The sequence below is a fragment of the Pantoea sp. 18069 genome (genome assembly GCF_902706035.1).
GTDB lineage: Bacteria > Pseudomonadota > Gammaproteobacteria > Burkholderiales > Burkholderiaceae_C > Comamonas.
On record NZ_CACSJA010000030.1, the window covers coordinates 41938 to 62329 of the forward strand.

The 20392-nt window shown below is 65.5% G+C and carries 21 protein-coding genes and 1 pseudogene; 5 read left to right on the plus strand and 17 right to left on the minus strand.

Annotation, left to right across the window (positions count from 1 at the left end; genetic code table 11):
• Window positions 1-47 precede the first annotated feature (47 nt).
• The 9 genes from GVL12_RS19770 to GVL12_RS19810 all read right to left on the minus strand — a co-directional run bounded on the left by GVL12_RS19770 (window position 48) and on the right by GVL12_RS19810 (window position 7415).
• Window positions 48-1088, minus strand: coding sequence for a hypothetical protein (locus GVL12_RS19770; RefSeq protein ID WP_159917266.1), 1041 nt, complete (start codon window positions 1086-1088; stop codon window positions 48-50).
• 186 nt (window positions 1089-1274) lie between these two features.
• Complete coding sequence (locus GVL12_RS19775) at window positions 1275-1991, minus strand: hypothetical protein (RefSeq protein WP_159917268.1); 717 nt, start codon at window positions 1989-1991, stop codon at window positions 1275-1277.
• 5 nt (window positions 1992-1996) lie between these two features.
• Window positions 1997-2971 carry a tripartite tricarboxylate transporter substrate binding protein gene (locus GVL12_RS19780; RefSeq protein WP_159917270.1) on the minus strand — a complete coding sequence of 325 codons (975 nt, stop codon included), beginning with the start codon at window positions 2969-2971 and terminating at the stop codon, window positions 1997-1999.
• A 92-nt stretch (window positions 2972-3063) separates the two neighbouring features.
• Window positions 3064-4197: a porin gene (locus GVL12_RS19785; protein ID WP_159917272.1), complete on the minus strand. Its 1134-nt coding sequence runs from the start codon at window positions 4195-4197 to the stop codon at window positions 3064-3066.
• A 248-nt stretch (window positions 4198-4445) separates the two neighbouring features.
• A complete protein-coding gene (locus GVL12_RS19790; RefSeq protein ID WP_159917274.1) occupies window positions 4446-4595 on the minus strand; it encodes a hypothetical protein in 150 nt (49 codons plus the stop codon).
• A 16-nt stretch (window positions 4596-4611) separates the two neighbouring features.
• Entirely contained in the window at window positions 4612-5505 is an 894-nt protein-coding gene (gene yddG / locus GVL12_RS19795) for an aromatic amino acid DMT transporter YddG (RefSeq protein WP_159917297.1), read from the minus strand.
• A gap of 61 nt (window positions 5506-5566) precedes the next feature.
• Window positions 5567-5779, minus strand: coding sequence for a DUF2788 domain-containing protein (locus tag GVL12_RS26655; protein ID WP_159917276.1), 213 nt, complete (start codon window positions 5777-5779; stop codon window positions 5567-5569).
• An 11-nt stretch (window positions 5780-5790) separates the two neighbouring features.
• Window positions 5791-6600 carry a DUF2189 domain-containing protein gene (locus GVL12_RS19805; protein WP_200843935.1) on the minus strand — a complete coding sequence of 270 codons (810 nt, stop codon included), beginning with the start codon at window positions 6598-6600 and terminating at the stop codon, window positions 5791-5793.
• Window positions 6601-6680: 80 nt separating this feature from the next.
• Entirely contained in the window at window positions 6681-7415 is a 735-nt protein-coding gene (locus GVL12_RS19810; protein WP_159917280.1) for an HAD family hydrolase, read from the minus strand.
• Window positions 7416-7489: 74 nt separating this feature from the next.
• Here GVL12_RS19810 and hemH point away from each other — a divergent pair, with 74 nt between their 5' ends.
• The 4 genes from hemH (at window position 7490) to GVL12_RS26365 (ending at window position 10976) form a co-directional block, all read left to right on the plus strand.
• Window positions 7490-8584 (plus strand): ferrochelatase, encoded by a 1095-nt coding sequence (gene hemH / locus GVL12_RS19815; RefSeq protein ID WP_159917282.1) that lies wholly within the window; start codon window positions 7490-7492, stop codon window positions 8582-8584.
• A 166-nt stretch (window positions 8585-8750) separates the two neighbouring features.
• Window positions 8751-9692, plus strand: coding sequence for a sulfurtransferase (locus GVL12_RS19820; RefSeq protein ID WP_159917284.1), 942 nt, complete (start codon window positions 8751-8753; stop codon window positions 9690-9692).
• A 4-nt stretch (window positions 9693-9696) separates the two neighbouring features.
• The gene (locus tag GVL12_RS19825) at window positions 9697-10794 is read left to right on the plus strand and encodes a YeeE/YedE thiosulfate transporter family protein (RefSeq protein ID WP_159917286.1); all 1098 of its coding nucleotides are present in this window, start codon (window positions 9697-9699) and stop codon (window positions 10792-10794) included.
• A gap of 14 nt (window positions 10795-10808) precedes the next feature.
• Entirely contained in the window at window positions 10809-10976 is a 168-nt protein-coding gene (locus GVL12_RS26365; protein ID WP_200843936.1) for a hypothetical protein, read from the plus strand.
• A 67-nt stretch (window positions 10977-11043) separates the two neighbouring features.
• On the opposite strand, the gene GVL12_RS19830 is transcribed toward GVL12_RS26365, so the two are convergent.
• From GVL12_RS19830 to GVL12_RS19865, 8 genes are all read right to left on the minus strand, one after another.
• Window positions 11044-12024 carry an alpha/beta fold hydrolase gene (locus GVL12_RS19830; protein ID WP_159917287.1) on the minus strand — a complete coding sequence of 327 codons (981 nt, stop codon included), beginning with the start codon at window positions 12022-12024 and terminating at the stop codon, window positions 11044-11046.
• Window positions 12021-13097, minus strand: coding sequence for a branched-chain amino acid ABC transporter permease (locus tag GVL12_RS19835; protein ID WP_159917288.1), 1077 nt, complete (start codon window positions 13095-13097; stop codon window positions 12021-12023). Before GVL12_RS19835 ends, GVL12_RS19830 begins: the two co-directional genes overlap by 4 nt.
• Window positions 13098-13113: 16 nt before the next feature.
• Window positions 13114-14097: a branched-chain amino acid ABC transporter permease gene (locus GVL12_RS19840; RefSeq protein ID WP_159917289.1), complete on the minus strand. Its 984-nt coding sequence runs from the start codon at window positions 14095-14097 to the stop codon at window positions 13114-13116.
• Window positions 14098-14116: 19 nt separating this feature from the next.
• Complete coding sequence (locus GVL12_RS19845) at window positions 14117-14848, minus strand: ABC transporter ATP-binding protein (RefSeq protein ID WP_159917290.1); 732 nt, start codon at window positions 14846-14848, stop codon at window positions 14117-14119.
• A complete protein-coding gene (locus GVL12_RS19850) occupies window positions 14845-15615 on the minus strand; it encodes an ABC transporter ATP-binding protein (RefSeq protein ID WP_159917291.1) in 771 nt (256 codons plus the stop codon). The genes GVL12_RS19845 and GVL12_RS19850 overlap by 4 nt, the downstream gene beginning before the upstream one ends.
• Window positions 15616-15836: 221 nt before the next feature.
• Complete coding sequence (locus tag GVL12_RS19855; RefSeq protein WP_159917292.1) at window positions 15837-17030, minus strand: substrate-binding domain-containing protein; 1194 nt, start codon at window positions 17028-17030, stop codon at window positions 15837-15839.
• 224 nt (window positions 17031-17254) lie between these two features.
• On the minus strand, window positions 17255-18802 hold the full coding sequence (locus tag GVL12_RS19860; protein ID WP_159917293.1) for a sigma-54-dependent Fis family transcriptional regulator: 1548 nt from the start codon (window positions 18800-18802) through the stop codon (window positions 17255-17257).
• 28 nt (window positions 18803-18830) lie between these two features.
• Window positions 18831-19700 (minus strand): amidohydrolase family protein, encoded by an 870-nt coding sequence (locus tag GVL12_RS19865; protein ID WP_159917294.1) that lies wholly within the window; start codon window positions 19698-19700, stop codon window positions 18831-18833.
• A gap of 527 nt (window positions 19701-20227) precedes the next feature.
• Here GVL12_RS19865 and GVL12_RS19870 point away from each other — a divergent pair.
• A pseudogene (locus GVL12_RS19870) lies at window positions 20228-20392 on the plus strand (IS4 family transposase); the annotation flags it as partial.

The following is a 20392-nucleotide window of genomic DNA, read 5'->3' on the forward strand; positions in this document are numbered from 1 at the left end:
CCAGGGCGCGAATAATACTGTTCAGACGCATCCTATGCTCCACATGATCAAATCATCGCCACGCAGAACGCGTCGCCGGCGTCCGCGGGAAGCTGTGCCTCGAACCAGCTGGCCGCGCCATCGAAGCTGTAGAACACCTGGCCGCCGCGGGTCACGGAAATCACGCCCTGCCCATCAGCGTGGTGCACGTTGATGCCCATGATGGTGCTCTGGGGCGTGACCTGTGCATCGGCCCGGTGCCAGTGGCGGCCCAGGTCATCGCTGGTATAGACCGCGCCAGCGTTGCTGCGCGAGGCGATGCTGAAGCAGGCATACATCTTCTCGGGCTGGCCGGCGACGATGCGCAGGTCGCGGCAATAGTTGAACGGCGCGAACTGGCCGACCTTGAGGTCCTCGAACACCGAGCCCTGGTCGCGGCTCTCGAACACGCCCAGCCGGCACAGATAGAACACCGCATCGGGCGCGGCCGGCGTCGTCGTCACCGCGTGGGCATCGAACATGCCTTCGGCGTCGTCGTCGGTTTCGATCCTGCTCTTGAGGTACGGCTGCTCGGACAGCGCCAGAATGCCCGCGGTGCGCGCATGCCAGCTCCTGCCTGCATCGGTGCTGACCATGAAGCCGTTGATTTCAGCAATGCCGTAAAGCACGTTGGCGTCGGAGGGATGGAAGGCCAGACGCATCACGCGCGAGGCGCCGAAGCGGATGTTGAAGCGCTCGGGATGGTGGACTTCGCATTCGCGCCAGGTTTCGCCGCAGTCATGGCTCTCGAAAACGCTGATAGGTGCCGTGCCCGCAAACAGGTGGTCGGGGTCGCGCGGGTCGACTTCAATGGACCAGAACTGGAACCTGGCGTCGGCCGCGCCCACATCGCGCCAGGTAATGCCCTTGTCCTCGGATTTATAAATGCCTTTTCGCGTTGCAGCGAGAATCACATTCTCATATTTCGGGTGCGGAACAATGGCCTGCACGGCGGCATCATCTGGAATATCCTGGACTTTTTCCCATTGCTGACCGTGCAGGAGTTTATACAGCGATCCAATGGAATTTTCCCGAGTAACTGCCGTGCCGGCAAAAATCACTTTATCCATTACCGTCTCCTTCTGTTATTCAACTGAATGAATATTAGGTGACGACTGTAAAGCAGACTAATTAAAAAACTCCAGCTTCCATCAATTTTTGCTGAACCATCCGAAGGCTGGAAAAAAAGGGCCCATCAGGGGCCCAAGAATGACGCGAGACAGCGCCGTGTCATTCGCCGCTTCCCAGCAGCCTTGCTATTGCAGCAACCTGCCGCCGCCCTCCACCTGCCCTGTCCAGCCGATCTGCTGCAGCGCGTCCCAGAGCACGGCCTGGTTGCTGGTCACCACGGGCACGCCCAGCGCGCGCTCGAGCGGCTCGACGGCTTCGAACGCCCGCACGTTGGCGCAGGACAGCAGCAGCGCATCCATGCCCGGATCGGCATGCGCCATCGCATGCGCGGCCAGCGTCTGCGGGTCCATGCGCGCCGCTTCGCGTGCATCGACGAAGTTCAGGCCCACGGACTTGATCACCTCCAGGCCCGCGGCCTCAAGCGCGGCCTTTTCGCCGCTGGAGAATTTGTCGGCGAACGGGCAGACATGCACGATACGGCGCGCACGGACATGGGCCAGCGCGCGCTTGATCGCCAGCATGGTGTTGGACGAGGCCACGCCCAGCGCCTGCTGCATGCTTTGGGCCAGCAGCGCGTCGCCCGTCGGTCCATAGGCCACGCTCGCGCCCGTACAGTTGAAGGTGATCACATCGGGGCCGAAGTCCTTGAGATAGCTCGCGTCGTCCGTGGCTTCGAGGTAGGCACGCAGCAGGCTTTCGGGCGTAACCACACCGCCTTCCTTGCGCAGCCGGATGCGATGCACGTGATACGCCACATCCTCGGGGCAGAACCGGCGCAAATCGTCCTCTCCAATGGTGTTGAGCGAGGGCACGATCATGCCTATGCGTTTGCGCGTTTGCATCTGGTTCACTTCTGTGCCGCTCCTGTTTCCTGGATGACCTTGGTGTAGCGCTGGATGTCGGTGACGATCAGCTTCTGGAAGGCTTCGGGCGTGCTGTAGAAACGGTCGTTCTTCTGCGCGAAGAAGAACTGCTCGGATTCGGGCTCTTCGAGAATCGCCTTGATCTCGCGGTTGATGCGCTGCACGATGGGCGCGGGCGTCTGCGCGGGCGCGAGCACGCCCATCCAGTTGAGCACTTCAAAGCCTGGCAGCTGGCCCGCCTGGGCGATGGTTGCGACACCCGGCGCCAGCGCGCTGGGCTGGGCCGTGGTGACGGCAAGCATCTTCAGGCGCCCGGTTTTCGCGAACATATCCGCCGAGGCATAGCCGCTCGAGACCATGTCGACCTCGCCTGCAACAGCGGCCTGCACCGAAGCGGGCGTTCCCGAATAAGGAATGTAGCGGATCGGCAGCCCCGCTTCCTTGACGAACATCGCCATGCCCAGGTACATGGTGGTCGAACCGCTGATCGCGCCGTAGCTGAGCTTGTCCGGGTGGGCCCTGGCATAGGCCACCATCTCGGCCAGCGTATTGAAGGGTGCATCGACGCGCGCTGCAATGCCATTGGGAGCCGTGGCCACCGTGGCGATGGGCGCGAAGTCCTTGACGGTGTCGAACGGCAGGCGCGGATAGAAGCCGGGGTTGATGGCATGGGCGACGCTGGTGAATAGCAGCGTGTAACCGTCGGCGCGCGCCCGCGCCACATGACCGCTGCCGATTGACGCGCCGGCGCCGGCCTTGTTCTCGACGATCACCGGCTGGCCCAGCCGGGCTTCGAGCTTCTTGCTCACATAGCGCGCCATGAGGTCCACGCCCCCGCCCGGGGCAAACGGCACGACCATGGTGACGGCGCGTGTGGGATAGGCCTCGTTGGCCCAGCAACTGGCACTGGCCAGCAGGACTGCGGCCGCGGCGGCGCGCAAGACGATTCTTTTGTGCATGATGTTCTCGACGTTGGAATGCGGCTGCACACGCCGGCTGCGCGGCCCGGCCTTCAGGCCGGGCCGATCCGGTCGCGCGCAGGCGCCAAGTTTCAGAAGTTGTGGCGCAGGCCCAGCGAAATGCCGCGCGTGTCGTTCTTGTAGACTGCGGGATTGCCCTCGCTGCCCTTGAGATCGGTCACGAAGTCCGCATACAGCGCCGTGCGCTTGGACAGGCGGTACAGCGTGCCCAGGTTGACCACGGTCGCGTCCGCGCCGTCGACGATGCCGTAGGCGCCCGTGCCGTTGGTGCGGTGCTGCCCGACCTTCACATAGGGCTCGAACGCGCCCGCACGGTAGGCGGCCGTCACGGCCCAGGCATTGGCGCGGGTCCAGCGCGCCGAAGCGCCCGAAGCCGTCTCATGCTGGTAGATCGCGCCGACCTTGAGTTGGCCGAAGTCGTAGGTGCCGCCCAGGCTGGTCAGGCTGCCTTTCGCATTCCACAGCGGGTCGGGCCGCACCTGGGCGTAGCCGATGCCGACAAACCACTGCTTGCTCGCATAGCTCAGCGTCAGATCGACATGGTCGCCCGAGCCATTGACCGGGTTCCTGCCGGCTTCGCCCAGCGAGTACATGACCTTGCCCTGCAAGCCATTGACGCGCGGCGTCGTGTACTGCAACGAGTTGTTCTTGCGGTTGGACTCGGCGGTCCCGGCCGCGGCCGTTCCGCCCGAGAACACCGAAATGCCGTCGTTGTTGTTGCCGCCGCGCCCCGGGCTGCCCGAAATCCAGCGCCCCACGGTGGACAGATCGCCGTTGTACATGATGCCCGTGCCGTTGAAGCCGCTCGCGCACCAGTGCAGATCGACCTGGCACAGCAGGTTGGCGGTGCCGGTCAGATAGCGGCCCAGGCGCACTTCCCCCCACTGGCGCCCCGACAGGCCGACCCAGGCGTTGCGGTTGAAGAACCCGAAGCGGCTGGTCGCACCGGTGTCCAGCGCCGGGGCCATCTCGAGCATGAAATTGGCCTGCATTCCGTTGCCCAGATCCTCGTTGCCCGAGAAGATCATGCGCGTGGCGCCAAATGCGCCGCTTTGCAGCCGATTCAGCGTATTGCCATTGGCGCTTTTGTAATTCTGAATTCCCGCATCCATTTCACCCGATATTTTCAAACCACTTTGCGCCATCAGCGAAGTGGAAATACCGAGCAGCATGGCCCCTATAGGAAATGCATATTTCATAATCATATTGTCTCCTCATTTTAATGAATGCATCTTCGCGCAGCCTCGGCACCACCACGGCTTGCGTTCGAGAATTTATTCTCTTCAATGTCGGGAGAAAATCTTCATACGAAATACGCGTTATCTATAAATTTCCACTGAAAACGCCGCAATCCAAGGGTTTTCGATGCTCTGGCAGGCCAGCCACAGCACATTCGTGCCCAGGGGGGCGGGCAAAGGGCCTGGGGCGTGCATCGCGGCCCCGGGCCTGTGCCTCAAGGCCGAGAATCGCCCCGCCGCAGCCGTGCGCGTGATGTCGATGCCAGCCAGGCATCGACCTTGTGCCGCAAATCTTCGAAGATCTTCTCGACCACGGTCTCCAGCATCTGCACGGCGGGCTGGGAATTGCCTTTGCGGCGCAGCACCGCCGGCTTACCAGCGCTACGCCCTGGCTGTCACGCGCGTTGCCAGCCAGCAGACAATGGCGCCCGCACACACCGTCAAGGCACCCATCCAGAACGAGGCCGTCAACGGCACGCGCAGCATCAGCGCCGCCAGCGCGGCGGAAAAAACCGGCGTGAAATAGGATGCGCCGGCGAGCAGGGTGACATTGCCGTGCAGGATGCCGATATTCCAGGCCGCGTAGCCGAAACCCATGGCGGCGGCGGCCAATGCCAAGTGCACGGCAGTCGACACACTCCAATTCATTTCGACACCGCCCAACGCCAGGTACTTCACCCACAGCGCCAGCGCCGTGAGCATGAAGAACAGCGTGATGCCGTTCTTGCCCTTGGCGATCCGCGCCGTGACCGTGCAGTACGCGGCCCAGATGAATGCGCCCGCAAGCGCCAGCCCGTAGCTCAGCGGGTTGTCCTCGACGTTGGCGCGCATTCCCGCCAGGTCCATGCCTTGTTCGCCGCCCAATACCCAGCAGATTCCCGCGAGCGCCAGCAGCAGCCCTGGCACCGCCAGCCAGTTGGCTCTTTGCCCGTTGAAAGCGATCGCCGCCAGCATGGTGAAAGTGGGCCAGAGGTAATTGACCATGCCCACCTCGATCGCCTGCTGCCCGGTGTGCGCATGGCCGATGGACAGCGCCAGGCACAGTTCATAGGAAACAAACAGCGCGCTTCCCCAGTACAGGTATCTTCTGGGCATCTCGCGCAAAGGCGTCCAGCCCACGGTGACCCGCAGCAGCAACGCTGCCGCCGTGTAGATCATGGCCGCGCCGCCCGTTGCGCCCAGGCCTTCGCTGACGCTGCGGATCAGGCCCACGAGCGAAGACCATAGGACGATCGCGACCAGGCCGATGAGTGTGGCGCCTTTCTTGCTGGGCATTCGCATGGCTACCGAAATCCTGCATGGGCGCTGCGTGCAATGCCCGGCTGCCCGCCAGCGGCTATCTTTCGAGCCACCACTGAATCACCACCTTCGCCAGAAAGCCGACAAAGCCCACACCGAGCCCGAGAAAGATCACGAACGTGCCGAACTTGCCCGCCTTCGACTGGCGCGCGAGTTGCAGGATGATGAACACCATGAAAAGAATGAACGCTCCCACCCCGTAGGTGAGAAAGAAGTGCGCAAGCTGCTCTTCCGTATACCCAAAAATCACGACGACAAGTCCTACAACGCCCTGTCCGGCTGCGGCGGCTCGCGTGGCGCGAACGCCGAGGCGTCGACCAGATCACGGTAGGCATGCCAGCTCGCATGGCCGAGCATGGGCACCACGGCCACCAGGCCGATCAGCACCGAGCCCAGGCCCAACAGGGTAAACAACACAATCAACGCCGCCCAGAACGCCATGGGCGCCGGGTTGGCGGTCACCACCGTCCAGCTCGTCAGCACGGCCTGCAGCACGGTTACACGGCGGTCCAGCAGCAGCGGCATGGCCACGACGCTGGACGCAAAAATAGGCGCGGCCAGAAAACTGCCCAGCGCCATCCACAAAGCAAACAATTGCCCATCGCGTGCGAGCACGACGTGGTGCAGGAAATCCATCGGCGTCTGCACGCGCACGGGCGACAGCACGGTGATCAGCGAAGCCGAAATCACCACCCAGCCCGTGGCCGCAAGCGACAGCAGCAGGCCGAAGCGCACCAGGCACCAGTAGCCTGCGTGGCGTCCTGCGCCCGCGTGGCCGCTTTGCCAGCGCGTCCAGGTCTGGCGCACCAGGCCCAGGCCTACGGGCTCGCCGCGCTCGAGCGCACGGCTGATCGCATAGAGGCTGGTCGCCACCACCGGTCCTATCACCAGAAAGCCCGACAGCGCACCGGCCATCAGCCAGAAGCGATTGTGCCCCACGGCCAGGATGGCAGCGCCCAGCAGCGCCAATACCAGACCATGCGCGAAGCCCAGGGCCGGCGCGCGGCAGATGTCGCGCCAGGCCAGCGCAAGCCAGGACAGCGGCTGCAGCAGGCCGACGGTACGCACCACGGGGAGAGGAGAGGGAGAACGCGGGCGGGAGCGCAGGGTACTGGGCATGGTTCTCGGCTCGCTAACAGCATCGGGAAGGATCAGCCTTCGGCCAGACCCTGACATAACTGCGCGAGACTGGCCACCGTCACGGAAGGGCTGGCGCCTCCGTGCGTCCAGTCTACGCCCGCGCGGTTGAGCCAGACTGCGTGCATACCCGCATCCATCGCGCCTCGGGCGTCGAGCAGCGCATCGTCACCCACATGCAGCACGTTCGCGGCGGGCACGCCTGCGGCCTGCGCCGCGAGCGCGAAGATGCGCGGGTCGGGCTTGGCCACGCCCACGCGGTGCGCGCTGACGCTCGCATGGAAGTAGCGCCCGAGCCCGACGACATGCACATCGGCCGTGCCATTGCTCAGCGCCACCAGCGGCCAGCGCGCGGCGAGAAACTCGAGTGCGGGAAGCGCGTCCTCGAACAGGTCCACGCGCTGGCGCTCGGCGAAGAACACGTCGAACGCGGTCTCGGCAAGGCTTTGGTCATCGCCCGCGCGCGTGAGCGCCAGCCGGATCGACTCGCGCCGCAGGCCATTGAGGTCATGCGCGAGATCGGGCCGCAGGCGCCCGATCTCGTTGCGCACGGCGCGCACCGCGGCCTGGGTCTGCAGCGACTGCGCGGTGGCCGGCGCATGGGTCTGCAGCCACTGCAGCAGCACGCGTTCGGCACGTTCTATCGTCGGCCAGATCGGCCACAGGGTGTCATCGAGATCGAGGGTGATGGCACGGATACCGCGGGCACGGATGCCGGAGAATGCGTTGGAGTCAGGAGAAGCTTGCATAGGTAGCCCGAGAATACCGCAGCCATCGCGGGCCTGCGGCTGCGCGCGTCCCCGCGCCTTGGCACAATCGGCCCATGCCTTCACGCTTTGCGCCAGAACCCCCCTCCCCCCACGGCCGCGCTGCGCGCACCGCCGTGCTGCTGTGCAATCTCGGCACGCCCGATGCGCCCACGCCTTCGGCCGTGCGCCGCTACCTCGCGCAGTTTCTCAGCGACGACCGCGTCGTGGAGATCCCCAAGCTCGCCTGGTGGCCCATCCTGCACGGCATCATCCTGCGTACGCGTCCCGCGAAATCGGCCGCGAAATACGCCACGGTCTGGCACCCCCAGGACGGCTCGCCGCTCGCGCACTGGACGGCGCGCCAGGCGCTGCTGCTGCGCGGCTGGCTCGGCGAGGCCGGGCACAACGTGCTGGTGCGCCACGCGATGCGCTATGGCAGCCCGGCTATCGCCAGCGAGCTCGACGCGCTCAAGGCCGAAGGCGCGACGCGCATTCTGATCCTGCCGCTGTACCCCCAGTACTCGGGCACGACCACGGCCAGCGTGTTCGACGCGGTCTACGACTGGGCCCGCACCCAGCGCCATATTCCCGAGCTGCGTTTCGTCAACCGCTACCACGACGACGCCGGCTACATCGATGCACTGGCCCAGCGCATTGAAACGCACTGGCGCGACGCCGGCCGCAGCGCGCACCTGGTGATGAGCTTTCACGGCGTGCCCGAACGCACGCTGCATCTGGGCGACCCCTACCACTGCGAAAGCCAGAAAACCGGCCGCCTGCTGGCCGAGCGCCTGGGCCTGGCGCCATCGCAGTACACCGTGACGTTCCAGTCGCGCTTTGGCAGGGCCAAATGGCTCGAGCCCTATACCGAGCCCACGCTGATCGCCATGGCGCAGCGCGGCCTGCAAAGCGTCGACGTGGTCTGCCCGGGCTTCACCAGCGACTGCCTTGAAACGCTGGAGGAAATCAACCAGGAGGCACGCGAAGCTTTCCTGCATGCAGGCGGCAAGGCCTTCGCCTATATCCCCTGCCTCAACGACAGCGCGCCCTGGATCACGGCGCTGAGCCAGGTTGCGCAGCAGCACCTCGCGGGCTGGGCCATGGGCAAGCCCTCTGACGCGGCGCTGCAACAGACTGCGCAACGGGCCAAGGCCATGGGCGCGCGCTGAGCGTGGTATCGGCGCCTCAGGCACACGCCGCGTTCTGCGGTTTTGCGCAGCAAGGCGCCCCTTCTTATTACCTCTGCTCATGAACCAAGAGCGTAAACATCGTTGGCCGTCGACTGATGGAAAACGACAATCGGTGTATTCGGGGATAGCTCCCCATGGAGTGACCATGAAGAAAATGTTCGCCTTTGCGCTGGCGCTGACTGCCGCGCAGTGGGCCGCCGCGGCCCAGCCCCTGCTGACGCCGGCACAGCTGCACGCCACGGCATCGACGCCCGCGCTGCGCGTGATCGACATCCGCGATCCGCAGGCCTATGCCAAGCAGCACATTCCGGGCGCAGTGAGTGCGCCCTATGGCAAGTGGCGCGGCCCGGCCAGCAATCCCGGCGAACTGCCCGATGTCTCCCAGCTCACGCAGCTCGTGCAGTCGCTGGGCCTGACACCCGCGACCCATGCGGTGGTCGTGTCCAGCGGCGCCGACACCACCGATTTCGGCGCTTCGGCGCGCGTCTACTGGACGCTCAAGACGCTGGGGCTCCAGGAGCTGTCCATCGTCAACGGTGGCATGAAAGCCTGGGCAGATGCGAAGCTGCCGCAGGACAACGCGGCCGTGCAAGTGGCGGCCAGCCATTGGCAGCCGCAACTCGACAGCAGCCTGATCGCGACGCGCGCAGACATCCGCCAGAACCTCGACCTGAGCAATGCGGCGCTGGTCGATGCGCGCCCCGACGCGTTCTACCAGGGCAAGACCCGCGCGCCCGCGGCCAAGCTGTCGGGCACGCTGCCCGGCGCGCAGCAGCTCGACTTCAACCAGTGGTTCGTGCCCGGTACCTCGACCTTTGTAGACACCGCCACGGCCCGGCAGATCGCCGCCAAGGTCCAGCGCAAGCAAGGCCAGGACATGGTCGCCTTCTGCAACACCGGCCACTGGGCCGCGACCGACTGGTTCGGCCTGAGCGAAATCGCGGGCCTGCCCAACGTCAAGCTGTATGCGGGCTCGATGGTCGACTGGACCCAGCAGCCCGACGCACCCGCGCTCGAAAACCAGCCCGGCCGCCTGGAGTCGCTGGCCTATGACGCGCGCCAATGGTGGCAGCGAAAATTCAAATAAACCCATGAAACGTCTTCCCCTCGCGGCCTTGATGGCCGTTTTCTTTGCCTGGCTGCTGTGGACCGTGTCCGTGCGCCAGGCCGCGCTGTTTGCCGTGGGCATAGGCCTGGGCGCGGTGCTCGCGGGCCAGCGCTTTGGCTTCACCACCGGCTGGCGCCTGCTGATCGAAGAGAAGGACGCCAGCGGCGTCTTCGGCCAGTTGCTGCTGCTGGCCCTGGCCGCTCTGCTTGCCATGCCGCTGCTGGGCAGCTTTCCCGAACTCACCGCCGCGCTCGGGCCACCAAGCGTGAGCCTGCTGATCGGTGCCTTTGTCTTCGGCCTGTGCATGCAGATCGCCGACGGCTGCGGCAGCGGCACGCTCTACAAGGCGGGCATGGGCATTCCCATGAACGCCGCCATCCTGCCGATGTTCGCGATCGGCAGCTTTGTCGGCTCGCTGCACCTGGGCTGGTGGCTGGACCTGGGGCGCATGCAGCCCGTGGGCCTGGTCAGCGCCTGGGGCTGGCCGGCGGCGCTGGGCGCGACGCTGCTGGCACTCGCCGCGGTCGCCGTGGGCGTGCGCTGGTATGTGGGTCGGGCCAACGCCCGCCTGCAGCGCGCCACGCAGCCGCTGTGGCAGCGCAAATGGGTCGTGGGCGCGGTGCTGCTGGCCATCCTGGCCACGGCCAATCTGGTGATTGCCGGCCAGCCCTGGGGCGTGGTCTATGGCTTTGGCCTGTGGGCCGCCAAGGTGGCGAATGCCACGGGCGCCGTGGACCTGGCGCAGAACTGGTTCTGGAGCCAGCCCGGCAACGCCGCGCGCCTGCAGGAAACCGTGCTGCTCGACGTCACCAGCATCACCAACATCGGTATTCTGGCCGGCGCGCTGTGGGTCGCGGCGAACAAGCCGGCATCGGCCAAGGCGCTGACCGGCACGCAATGGGTCGTGGCGCTGGTCGCCGGCCTGGTGCTGGGTTACAGCTCGCGCCTGGCGTTCGGCTGCAATGTCGGCGCCATGCTCTCGGGCATCAGCACCGGCAGCATCCATGGCTGGATCTGGGTGCCGCTGGCCTTCGCCGGCACCATCTTCGGCCTGCGCATACGCCGGCGCTTCGGCTTCTGAAGGGACCGCACACCATGACGCAACAAACCACTTTGCGCATCGCCTTCTGGCTGGTGCTGGTCGCTTTTCTGGCCTGGGACTACCAGCACTCCGCGCCGGTCGACCTGCGCTACGAAGCCCCGCTGATCGCCGCGGGCTCGGGCCAGGCCTCGCAGGGCGGGCATTGTTCTATGCCGGATTGAAAAGCGCTAACAACCGTGCTTCCTGAGCCTGCCTGGCCGGCCACGTCGAAGGGTGAACGGCCTGTACTCAAGCGCCGCGCGCCGCCTCCCCCGCGCGCAGCGCCCCCTTCACCGCCTGCCACTGCTTGAGCACATTGAGCGCCGGCGCATGCCCGCAGCCCGCGACTTCCAGCCATTGCAATTGCCCGCGCGCACCCGGCCCGCGCTGCAGCATCTGCTGCGCCGTCGAGGCCAGCACCAGGTCCGAGGCTTCGCCGCGCAGCAGCAGCACCGGCACCTGAATGGCGTCGTAGTGCGGCCAGATCAGATAGTCGTTCTCATGGCCCGTGAACTGCTCGATCATGCGCGGGTCGTAGTGCGGCGTCACCCGGCCGTCGGGCAGGCGGCGCATGCTGGTTTCGGTCAGCGCGCGCCACTGCGCGTCGGGCAGCCAGCCATAAGGTGCGTAGGCGCTGCGGAAAAACGCTTCGAGCTCGGCCATGGTCGCAAACACCGGCGGCTGGCCCGCATAGCCCTTGATGCGCTCGAGCGCGGGCGCGGCAAGTTCGGGCGCGTTGTCGTTGAGCACCAGGCTGCGAATGCGGGAGCCCAGCGTGGGCTCGAACAGCCCCGAGGCGCAGACCATGCCGATGGCGCCGCCCATCGACGTGCCTATCCAATGGATCTGCTCCAGACCAAGCGCATCGGCCAGTTCACGCGCCAGCCGCGCATAGAAGCGCAGCTGGTATTCATCGCCGGGCGCACGGCTCCACTCGCTCAGGCCGCGGCCCAGCGTGTCGGGGCAGATCACGCGATAACCCTGGGCCGCGAGATAGCGCGCCAGCGGGTCCATGTCGCGCCCGGTGCGCGCCAGGCCATGCCAGGCGATCACCGTGGGCAATGCTGCATCGACCGCAGCGGCGGACCAGTCCATGTAATGGATCTCATAACCCGCGCACTGCACATAACGGGATGCCGGCGCAGGCACATGGGCCAGTTGGGCGGCCCAGGCGGTCTGCTCGGCAGCCGAGGGAATCGCGCATTCCAGACGGGGGGCTGCATGGCTCATGGCACGCTCCTGCGCTGGGCCGCGGCGCGCAGACGGCCGACAATGCCCGTGGGAAAGTAATAGACCGACAGCACGAACAGCACGCCCAGCCACAGCAGCCAGCGGTCGGGGCTCAGCAATGCCGCCAGCCAAGGCAGGCCCGCAGCGGCTTCGCTGGCCACGCGCAGCAGGTCCTGCAGATAGCTCTGGGCGATCAGGAACAGCACCGCGCCTATCGCGCTGCCGTAGATCGTGCCCATGCCGCCTATCACCACGATCAGCAAACAGTCCATCATGATCTCGAACGACAGCGAGGTCTCGGGCCCGTTGTAGCGCAGCCAGAGCGCAAGCATCGCGCCCGCCAGGCACGCGAACAGCGCCGACAGCACGCTAGACAAGGTGCGGTAGACCACGACCCGGTAGCCCAGCGCTTCGGCGCGGAACTCGTTTTCGCGTATGGCCTGCAGCACGCGCCCGAACGGCGAGTTGACGATGCGCAGCAGCGCCAGCAGCAGCACCAGCGCGACGACGAACAGCAGGTAGTAGGTGATGAGCTTGCCGTCTATCATGCGGCCCAGGACTTCGTTCTCGAACAGCTCGAAGCTCGGCGACAGCCACTCGGGCAGCCTGAACGTGAGCCCGTCTTCGCCGCCGGTCCACTCCGACAGCTGCGAGGCCAGCGTCTGGAAGGCCGCGGCCACGGCCAGCGTGATCATCGCAAAGAAGATCGCGCGCACGCGCAGCGAGAACAGCCCCACGGCCAGCGACAGCAGCAGGCTCAGAAGCAAGGCGCAGCCTATGCCCAGCGCCAGCGCGCTCCAGGTGGGGCCGAGCCGGCCCGCGGCAATCGCCACGCCATACGCCCCTATGCCGAAGAACATGGTGTGCGCGAAGCTCACGATGCCGGTATAGCCCAGCAGCAGGTCGAAGCTCGCGACCAGCACCACGAAAATCAGCACCTTGGCGGCGACGTTCAGCGCCTTGACGCCGGGAAACAGAAACGGCGCCACGGCCAGGCCCACCAGGATGGCGAGCAGAATCACCGCCAGTGGCCTGCTGCGCGGCATATCGCCGGAAAGCAATCGGTTCAACATGCTTGTGACTCCTGGTTCAACGGTTGGCGACCGGGTACACGCCCTGGGGCCGCCACAGCAAGATGGCGACCATCAGCGCGATGTTCGAGAACAGCGCGACCTTGGGCACCAGAAAGCCGGTGTAATTGGCCATCAGCCCGACCAGCAGCGCGCCGATCAGCGCCCCGCCCGTGGAACCCAGGCCGCCGATGATGATCACGATGAAGATCAGCACATTGACCTGCGCGCCCATCTGCGGAATCACGCTCTGCTGGTACAGCCCCCACATCACGCCGCCCAGGCCCGCGAGCGCCGAGCCGACGACGAACACGCCTACAAACAAGCGCCGTATGCGGTAGCCCAGCGCCTCGACCATTTCGCGGTCCTGCACGCCCGCGCGTATCAGCAGGCCGACCTTGGTGCGCGCCAGCGTGTACGCCAGCGCCGCGAACACCGCCAGGCCCACGAGCACCGCGACCACGCGGTACTTCTCCACCGCGGCATCGCCCAGCAGCCAGGCGCCGCGCATGCCTTCGGGCAGCGGCAGCGGAATCTGCTGCGGGCCCCAGATGACCTTGATCAGCTCCTCGCCGATGATCATCCCGCCCATGGTGATCAGGATCTGCTTGAGGTGCTGGCCGTACACGGGCCGCACGATGAAGCGCTCGAACGCCAGGCCCACGGCCGCGGCCACGAGCATCGCGATCAGCATCGCGGGCAGCACGGCCAGCAGGTTGCGCCACAGATCGGCCGAGCCCGTGTAGTCGCCCATCGCGCCGAGCACGCTGGCCGCGACGAACGCGCCCAGCGCGATGAACACGCCATGGCCGAAGTTCAGCACGTCCATCAGGCCGAACACCAGCGTCAGGCCCGAGGCGATGATGAAGATGATCATGCCCATCGCCAGCCCGGCCACGGTGAGCGTGAGCCAGGTGCTGGGCGAGCCGATCAGCGGCAGCGTGACCAGCGCCAGCGCCGGCACCAGGGCCAGCGGTTTCCAGTCCAGGTCCTTGAGATTCATGTTTTCTCCTTGCCGCGCATCACAGCGCCAGGCCCAGCAGCGATTGCTGCAAGGCGGTATCGGCCGCGAGATCGGCCATGCGGCCCGCGTGCACCACGCGGCCGTTGTCCATCACCGCCACGCTGTCGCCCAGGCGCGTGGCAAAGGCCAGGTTCTGCTCGACCAGCAGAATCGTCACGCCCGCAGCCTTGAGCTGCTCGAACGCCGCAATCATGTTCTGGATGATGGCCGGCGCCAGGCCCTTGCTGGGCTCGTCGATGATCAGCAGATCGCGCGGCTCGACGATGGCGCGCGCCACGGCCACCATCTGCTTTTGCCCGCCCGACAGCTTGCCCGCAGGGTGGTTCCAGAACTTCTCCACGGCCGGAAACAGGCCGAAGATCCACTGCAGCCGCGCTTCGTCCATCTGCGCCGCATGGCTGGCCTGGCGCGCGGCCAGCAGCAGGTTCTCCTTGACGCTCAGATCCGCAAAAATGCCCATGTTCTCGGGCACATAGGCGACGCTGCGGCCAGCGATCGCCGGCGTGGCCAGGCGTGTGATGTCCTGGTCATCCAGCAGCACCTGGCCCTGCGATGCTTGCCACAGGCCCATGATGGTGCGCAGCGTCGTGGTCTTGCCCGCGCCATTGCGCCCGAGCAGCATGGTCAGCTCGCCGCGCGGCACATCGAGGTCGACGCCGTGCAGGATATGGTAGGCACCGATATGCGTATGCACGCCGCGCAAGGAGAGCATGGAAGCGGTGGAATTCATGCGGCCTCCTCTTGCGGCGCTATGCCCAGGTAAGCCTGCTGCACCACGGGCGAAGCCATGACTTCGGCCGGCAGGCCATCAGCGACCAGCGTGCCGTTGGTCAGCACGATGATGCGGTCGGCAAGCTCGCGCACCACGTCCATCTTGTGCTCGACCAGCAAGATGATCTTGCTGCGGTCAGCCTTGAGGCCGCGTATCAGATCGAGAATCACCGGCGCCTCGTCATGGCCCATGCCGGCCGTGGGTTCGTCGAACATATAGACCTCGGGCTCCAGCGCCATCAGCAGCGCGACTTCGAGCTTGCGCTGGTCGCCATGCGGCAGGCTGGCCACGGGCTCGGCGCGCCGCGGCCACAGCGCCACCTGCTCGAGCACATCCTGGGCGCGCGCCGTGAGCTGCCCATGGTCGCTCCATATGCTCCACAGATTGAGCCCGCGCCGGTGCGCGCCCGGCAGCCGCGCCTGCACCGCGAGGCGCACGTTTTCCAGCACGCTCAGATTCGGAAACAGATTGGTGAGCTGGAACGCCCGGCCCAGCCCCGCATGCGTGCGCGCCGACGGCGCCAGGCCCGTCAGGTCACGCTCGCCCAGCAGCACGCGCCCGGCCGTGGCCTTGAGCTGGCCCGAGATCAGATTGAAGAAAGTCGTCTTGCCCGCGCCGTTCGGGCCGACGATGGCGGTGAGCGTGCCCGGCGCAAAGCGGCAGCTCACATCGTTGACAGCCACATGGCCGCCAAAGCGAATCGTCAGGTTCTGGGTTTCAAGCATAAAAAGGATATGGCGGGCCGCAACGCCTGCTTGGGGCAGGCGTTGGCGGCGGGGGATTCAGATGAGGCGCAGCGGAGAAGCTTGTCGGACAGGCCGTTCATCCTTCGATCCTTCGACAAGCTCAGGATAAGGACTCAGGACGAACGGGTACTGCTTCTAGTGCCTCACTACCGTTCGCCCTGAGCCCGTCGAAGGGCGTTTCAGGGCGCGCAAGTAATGCCTCACCGGCCGTTCCTGATCGGAATCTGCATCTCTTCCGGCTTGATCTCCCGCACCAGCTCCGGCACCCCCCAGGCAAAAGCCGGGTCGTTCTTCACACGGAAGTGGTACATGCTCTGCATCGCCTGGTGGTCTTCCTTGCGGAACGTCATGGTGCCCTTGGGCGTGTCGAACGACATGCCTTCCATGGCCTTGATCAGCGTGTTCGACTTCGTGTCGCCGTTGGTCTTCTTGAGCGCCGTCACCAACGCCATGGCAGCCGAGAAACCGCCCGCGGTGAAGAAATCCGGCGGCGTCTTGAACTGCTTGTAGTGCATGGCCACCAGCGCGTCATTGACCGGGTTCTTCGGGATGCCGAAGTAGTAGTAGCTCGCGCCCTCCATGCCCGGCAGGTTCTTGTAGGCGGCCATGGCCGGCAGGATGTTGCCGCCCGAAGCGATCTCGATGCCGTAGCGCTTGAGGTCCAGATCGGCGATCTTGAACGGATTGCCCGCGCCGGCCCAGACGATCCAGATGACCTTCTTGCCCGGCTGGTCCTTGAGCTTGTCGATCAGCCGCTGGGCGCCGGCCGTGAAGTCGGTGGTCGCGGCCGGCAGGTATTCCTCGTGCACCAGCTTGCCCTTCTTCACGGCATCCTTGAACGCCTTGACGCCGTCGCGGCCGAATGCGTTGTCCTGGGCCAGTGTGGCAATCGTGACACCCTCGCGGTCAATGGCCACGGCATTGCTGATCGCGTCCTGGCTCGAATTGCGGCCGGTGCGGAAGATGTACTTGTTCCACTTGTCGCCCGTGATCGAGTCGGCCACCGCGGGCTCGACCAGCAGGATCTTCTTGTACTCCTCGGCCACGGGCAGCATCGCCAGCGCCACGCCCGAAGCGCTGGGGCCGACGGCGATGTCGGCCTTGTCGTCGGAGTACGCCGTCGCGAGCTGGCTCTTGCCCAGATCGGGCTTGCCCTGGTCGTCCTTCTCTATCACCACCAGCTTCCTGCCGGCCACGGTCATGCTGCCGCCGGTCGCATACTCGAGGCCCATCATCAGCCCGGCCTGGGTCTGCTTGCCATAGGCCTCGAGCGGGCCGGTCTTGCTGTAGACATGGGCAATGCGGATCTCGCCCGATTGCGCCAGGGCGGCTTGGCCGCCTGCCAAAGCCAGCGTACAGAGAACGGCGGAATGAACCAGGGTACGGCGTTGCATGGTGCTTGTCTCCTTTTGAATAGTGGACAAGACACAGCAGGCTTTGTGCCAGGCTGCAATCAATGGCCGCGGCACACGCAAGCCCTTGTTTTCGCTCAGCGCGCGCAAACACCATCGTGCAATCAGCCGACAAATGCCTAATTTTCAGACAGTCAATGCCGTCTGAAATTCAGACATTTGACCAATAAATACACAGGGTTTGCACCAAAGTGCGGCAACCGGGCTCAGGTCGTTTGATCGATGCGCGCGTACAAAGTCGCGCGCGAAATCTGCAACTGGCGCGCCGTCGCCAGCTTGTTGCCGCCATTGGCCGCGAGCGACGCGGCAATCGCCTGCTGCTCGAGTTCGGCCACCTGCACATGCAAGGGGCGCAGCAGACGCTGGCTGTCGGCCTGCGCCGGATCGGCATTGGAAGGCGCCAGACCCGCGGCGAAATCGGTCAGCGCGGGCTTGGGCTCCACGCCCGCGGCGCGCAGCACTTCAGCCAGCAGCCGCGCATCGACGACACCGCTGTCGCCGCGCATCGCGGCCTGCTCCAGCACATTGCGCAGTTCGCGGATATTGCCGCGCCACTCCTGGGCCGCAAGCAGCGCCAGCGCATCGGCATGCCATTCGGGCGGCGGCATGTCGTTGCGCAGCCCCATGTCATCGCTGAGCACTTCGACCAGCGCGGGAATGTCGGCCCGGCGCTCGCGCAGCGGCGGCACGCGAATCGGCAGCACATGCAGGCGGTAGTACAGGTCTTCGCGGAACTGGCCGGCGCGCACCATGGCCTGCAGATCGCGCGAGGTGGCCGCGACCACGCGCACATTGAGCGGCAGCAGCTGGTTCGAGCCCAGCGGCTCGATCTCGCCTTCCTGCAGGGCGCGCAGCAGCTTGGCCTGCAAGCTGGCCGGCATGTCGCCGATCTCGTCAAGAAACAGCGTGCCGCCGTTGGCCAGCTTGAATTTTCCATCGCGCCCGCGCCGGTCGGCGCCGGTATAGGCGCCGGGCGCCACGCCAAAGAATTCGGCTTCAAGCAGCGTATCGGGAATGGCCGCGATATTGAGCCCCACGAACGGACCGGCCGCGCGCGGAGAGGCCGCATGAATGGCGTGCGCCAGCAGCTCCTTGCCCGTGCCGGTCTCGCCCAGCAGCAGCACCGGACTCGAAGACTGCGCGGCCCGGCGCGCCTGGCGCTTGACTTCGGTGGCCGCGGGGCTTGCGCCGACGAAACTCGCAAACGTATGCTTGGCCTGGCGCAGCCCGGTACCGGCCTGGGCCAGCGCACGACCGCGCTGGGCCGCGAGTTCGCGGCGCGCATCGTCGAGATCGCGCTGCAGGCGCGCGAACTTGCTGATCAGGGGCTGCAGCGTGGTCTCGGGATGGTCGAACAGCACGATGCCGATCGCGCCTATCACCAGGCCCGCGTCGTCATGCAGCGGCAGCCGGCTGACGACAAACGTCCCGGCCTGGTTGGTAAGCAGATCGATCAGCACCGGCTCGCCGGTCTCGAGCACGCGACGCATCTGCGTGTTGGGAATCACCTCCTCGACCATATGGCCCAGGAAATCGTTGACCGACGCCACGCCCAGCGCCGGCAAGAAGCGCCGATAGCCCTCGTTGACCCAGACCACGCGCCCCGAACGATCGGCCAGGAACATGCCCTGGCTCATGCTGGAGAACAGATGGAACATGGAGCGCGCCGCAAGCGCGAGAATGCTGTCGGCGTCCAGGGGCAGCCCATGGGCCGCAGGCGGAGTGGGTTCGCGAAGCGCAGGCGTCTCAGGCATGAGCGCGATGGTAACCCCCCGGCCCCTCTCAGGCCTTATCGAAACCCAGCAGGCGCACGGCGTTGTCTTTCAGGATGCCGGGCATGACTTCGGGCTTGAAACCCGCGACTTCGAAATCCTTCATCCAGCGCTCGGGCGTGATCAGCGGGAAGTCGCTGCCGAACAGCACGCGGTCCTTGAGCAGCGTGTTCGCGTACTGCACCAGTTGCTTGGGAAAGTACTTGGGGCTCCAGCCCGACAGGTCGATCCAGACATTGGGCTTGTGCATCGCCACCGACAACGCCTCGTCCTGCCAGGGAAAGCTGGGGTGGGCCATGACGATCTGCATGTCGCCGAAATCCACGGCCACGTTGTCGAGCAGCATGGGGTTGCTGTACGACAGCCGCAACCCGCCGCCGCAGCGCATGCCGCTGCCAATGCCGCTGTGGCCCGTATGGAAGATCGCGGGCAGCTTGTGGGCGTTGATCACTTCGTAGATCGGCCAGGCCATGCGGTCGTAGGGGTCGTAGCCCTGCACCGTGGGGTGGAACTTGAAGCCCTTGACGCCCTCTTCCTTGATCAGCCGCTCGGCTTCGCGCGCACCCATCTTGCCCTTGTGCGGATCGACGCTGGCAAACGCCACCATCATGTCGCTGTTGGCGCGCGCGGCTTCGGCGATTTCCTCGTTGGGAATGCGCCGGCGGCCCATCTGCGACTCGGCGTCGACGGTAAACATCACCAGCCCAAGCTTGCGCTCGCGGTAATACGCCACGGTCTCGGCAATCGTCGGCCGCGCCGAGCTGCCAAAGTACTTGTCGGCCGCGCGGTCGAATTCCTCGCCGTAGTTGTCGAACGGGTTGCGGCAGCTGACTTCGGCATGGGTATGGAAGTCGATGGCGACCAGGTCCTGGTGTTTCATGGCATGGCTTTCATGGTCACGGGAATGGCCGTCAGGCCGGATGTCCCGGCCATTTACCCGAAGAAAAATAGATATATTTCATAACTATATTCCATGCGTTTGCGGAGTCAGCAGGGGAAACCCTGGGTCAGGTGCAGGTGCGGAACGTCACTGTACTTTCGTTGGTGCGTCACTCTACTTTCGTTTTTTCCGGATGGGCTGCCGGCAGGGCGGCCCGTGGCTGCCTGTGAGAAGGCCAATGTGCGCTTGTTTTATTGAAGTAAGGCAAAGCCCGCTGTGTCTGGACCTACAGCCTGGCGCTCGTCGATGACTGCCAGCGTGTTGATGTACGCTGGATTGGCGTAAATCCACCAGAGACGGTTCTGCGTTGAATGCGCACTGGGAAGCGCGCTCAGGAGCATCCCTTTCAAGGTGTTTCGATCGTGTTCATGTAACCTACTGAGCGCCCGAGGTTTGCGGGCGTTCAGGAGAAGAAAATCTGGCAAGAAGTCATTGAGCGGTTCGAGCAGCAGGCACCGGGTGCCGTGATGGCGCACCTGGCGTTGGATCAGGCATTGCCGGCCATCTGGATCGACGAGGTGTTCCAGGCGCACCGCAGCCGGCAGTACCCGCGTGAGCTGCTGTTCTCCAGCGTGGTGGAGTTGATGCTGCTGGTTACGCTGGGGCTGCGCCCCTCACTGCACGCAGCCGCC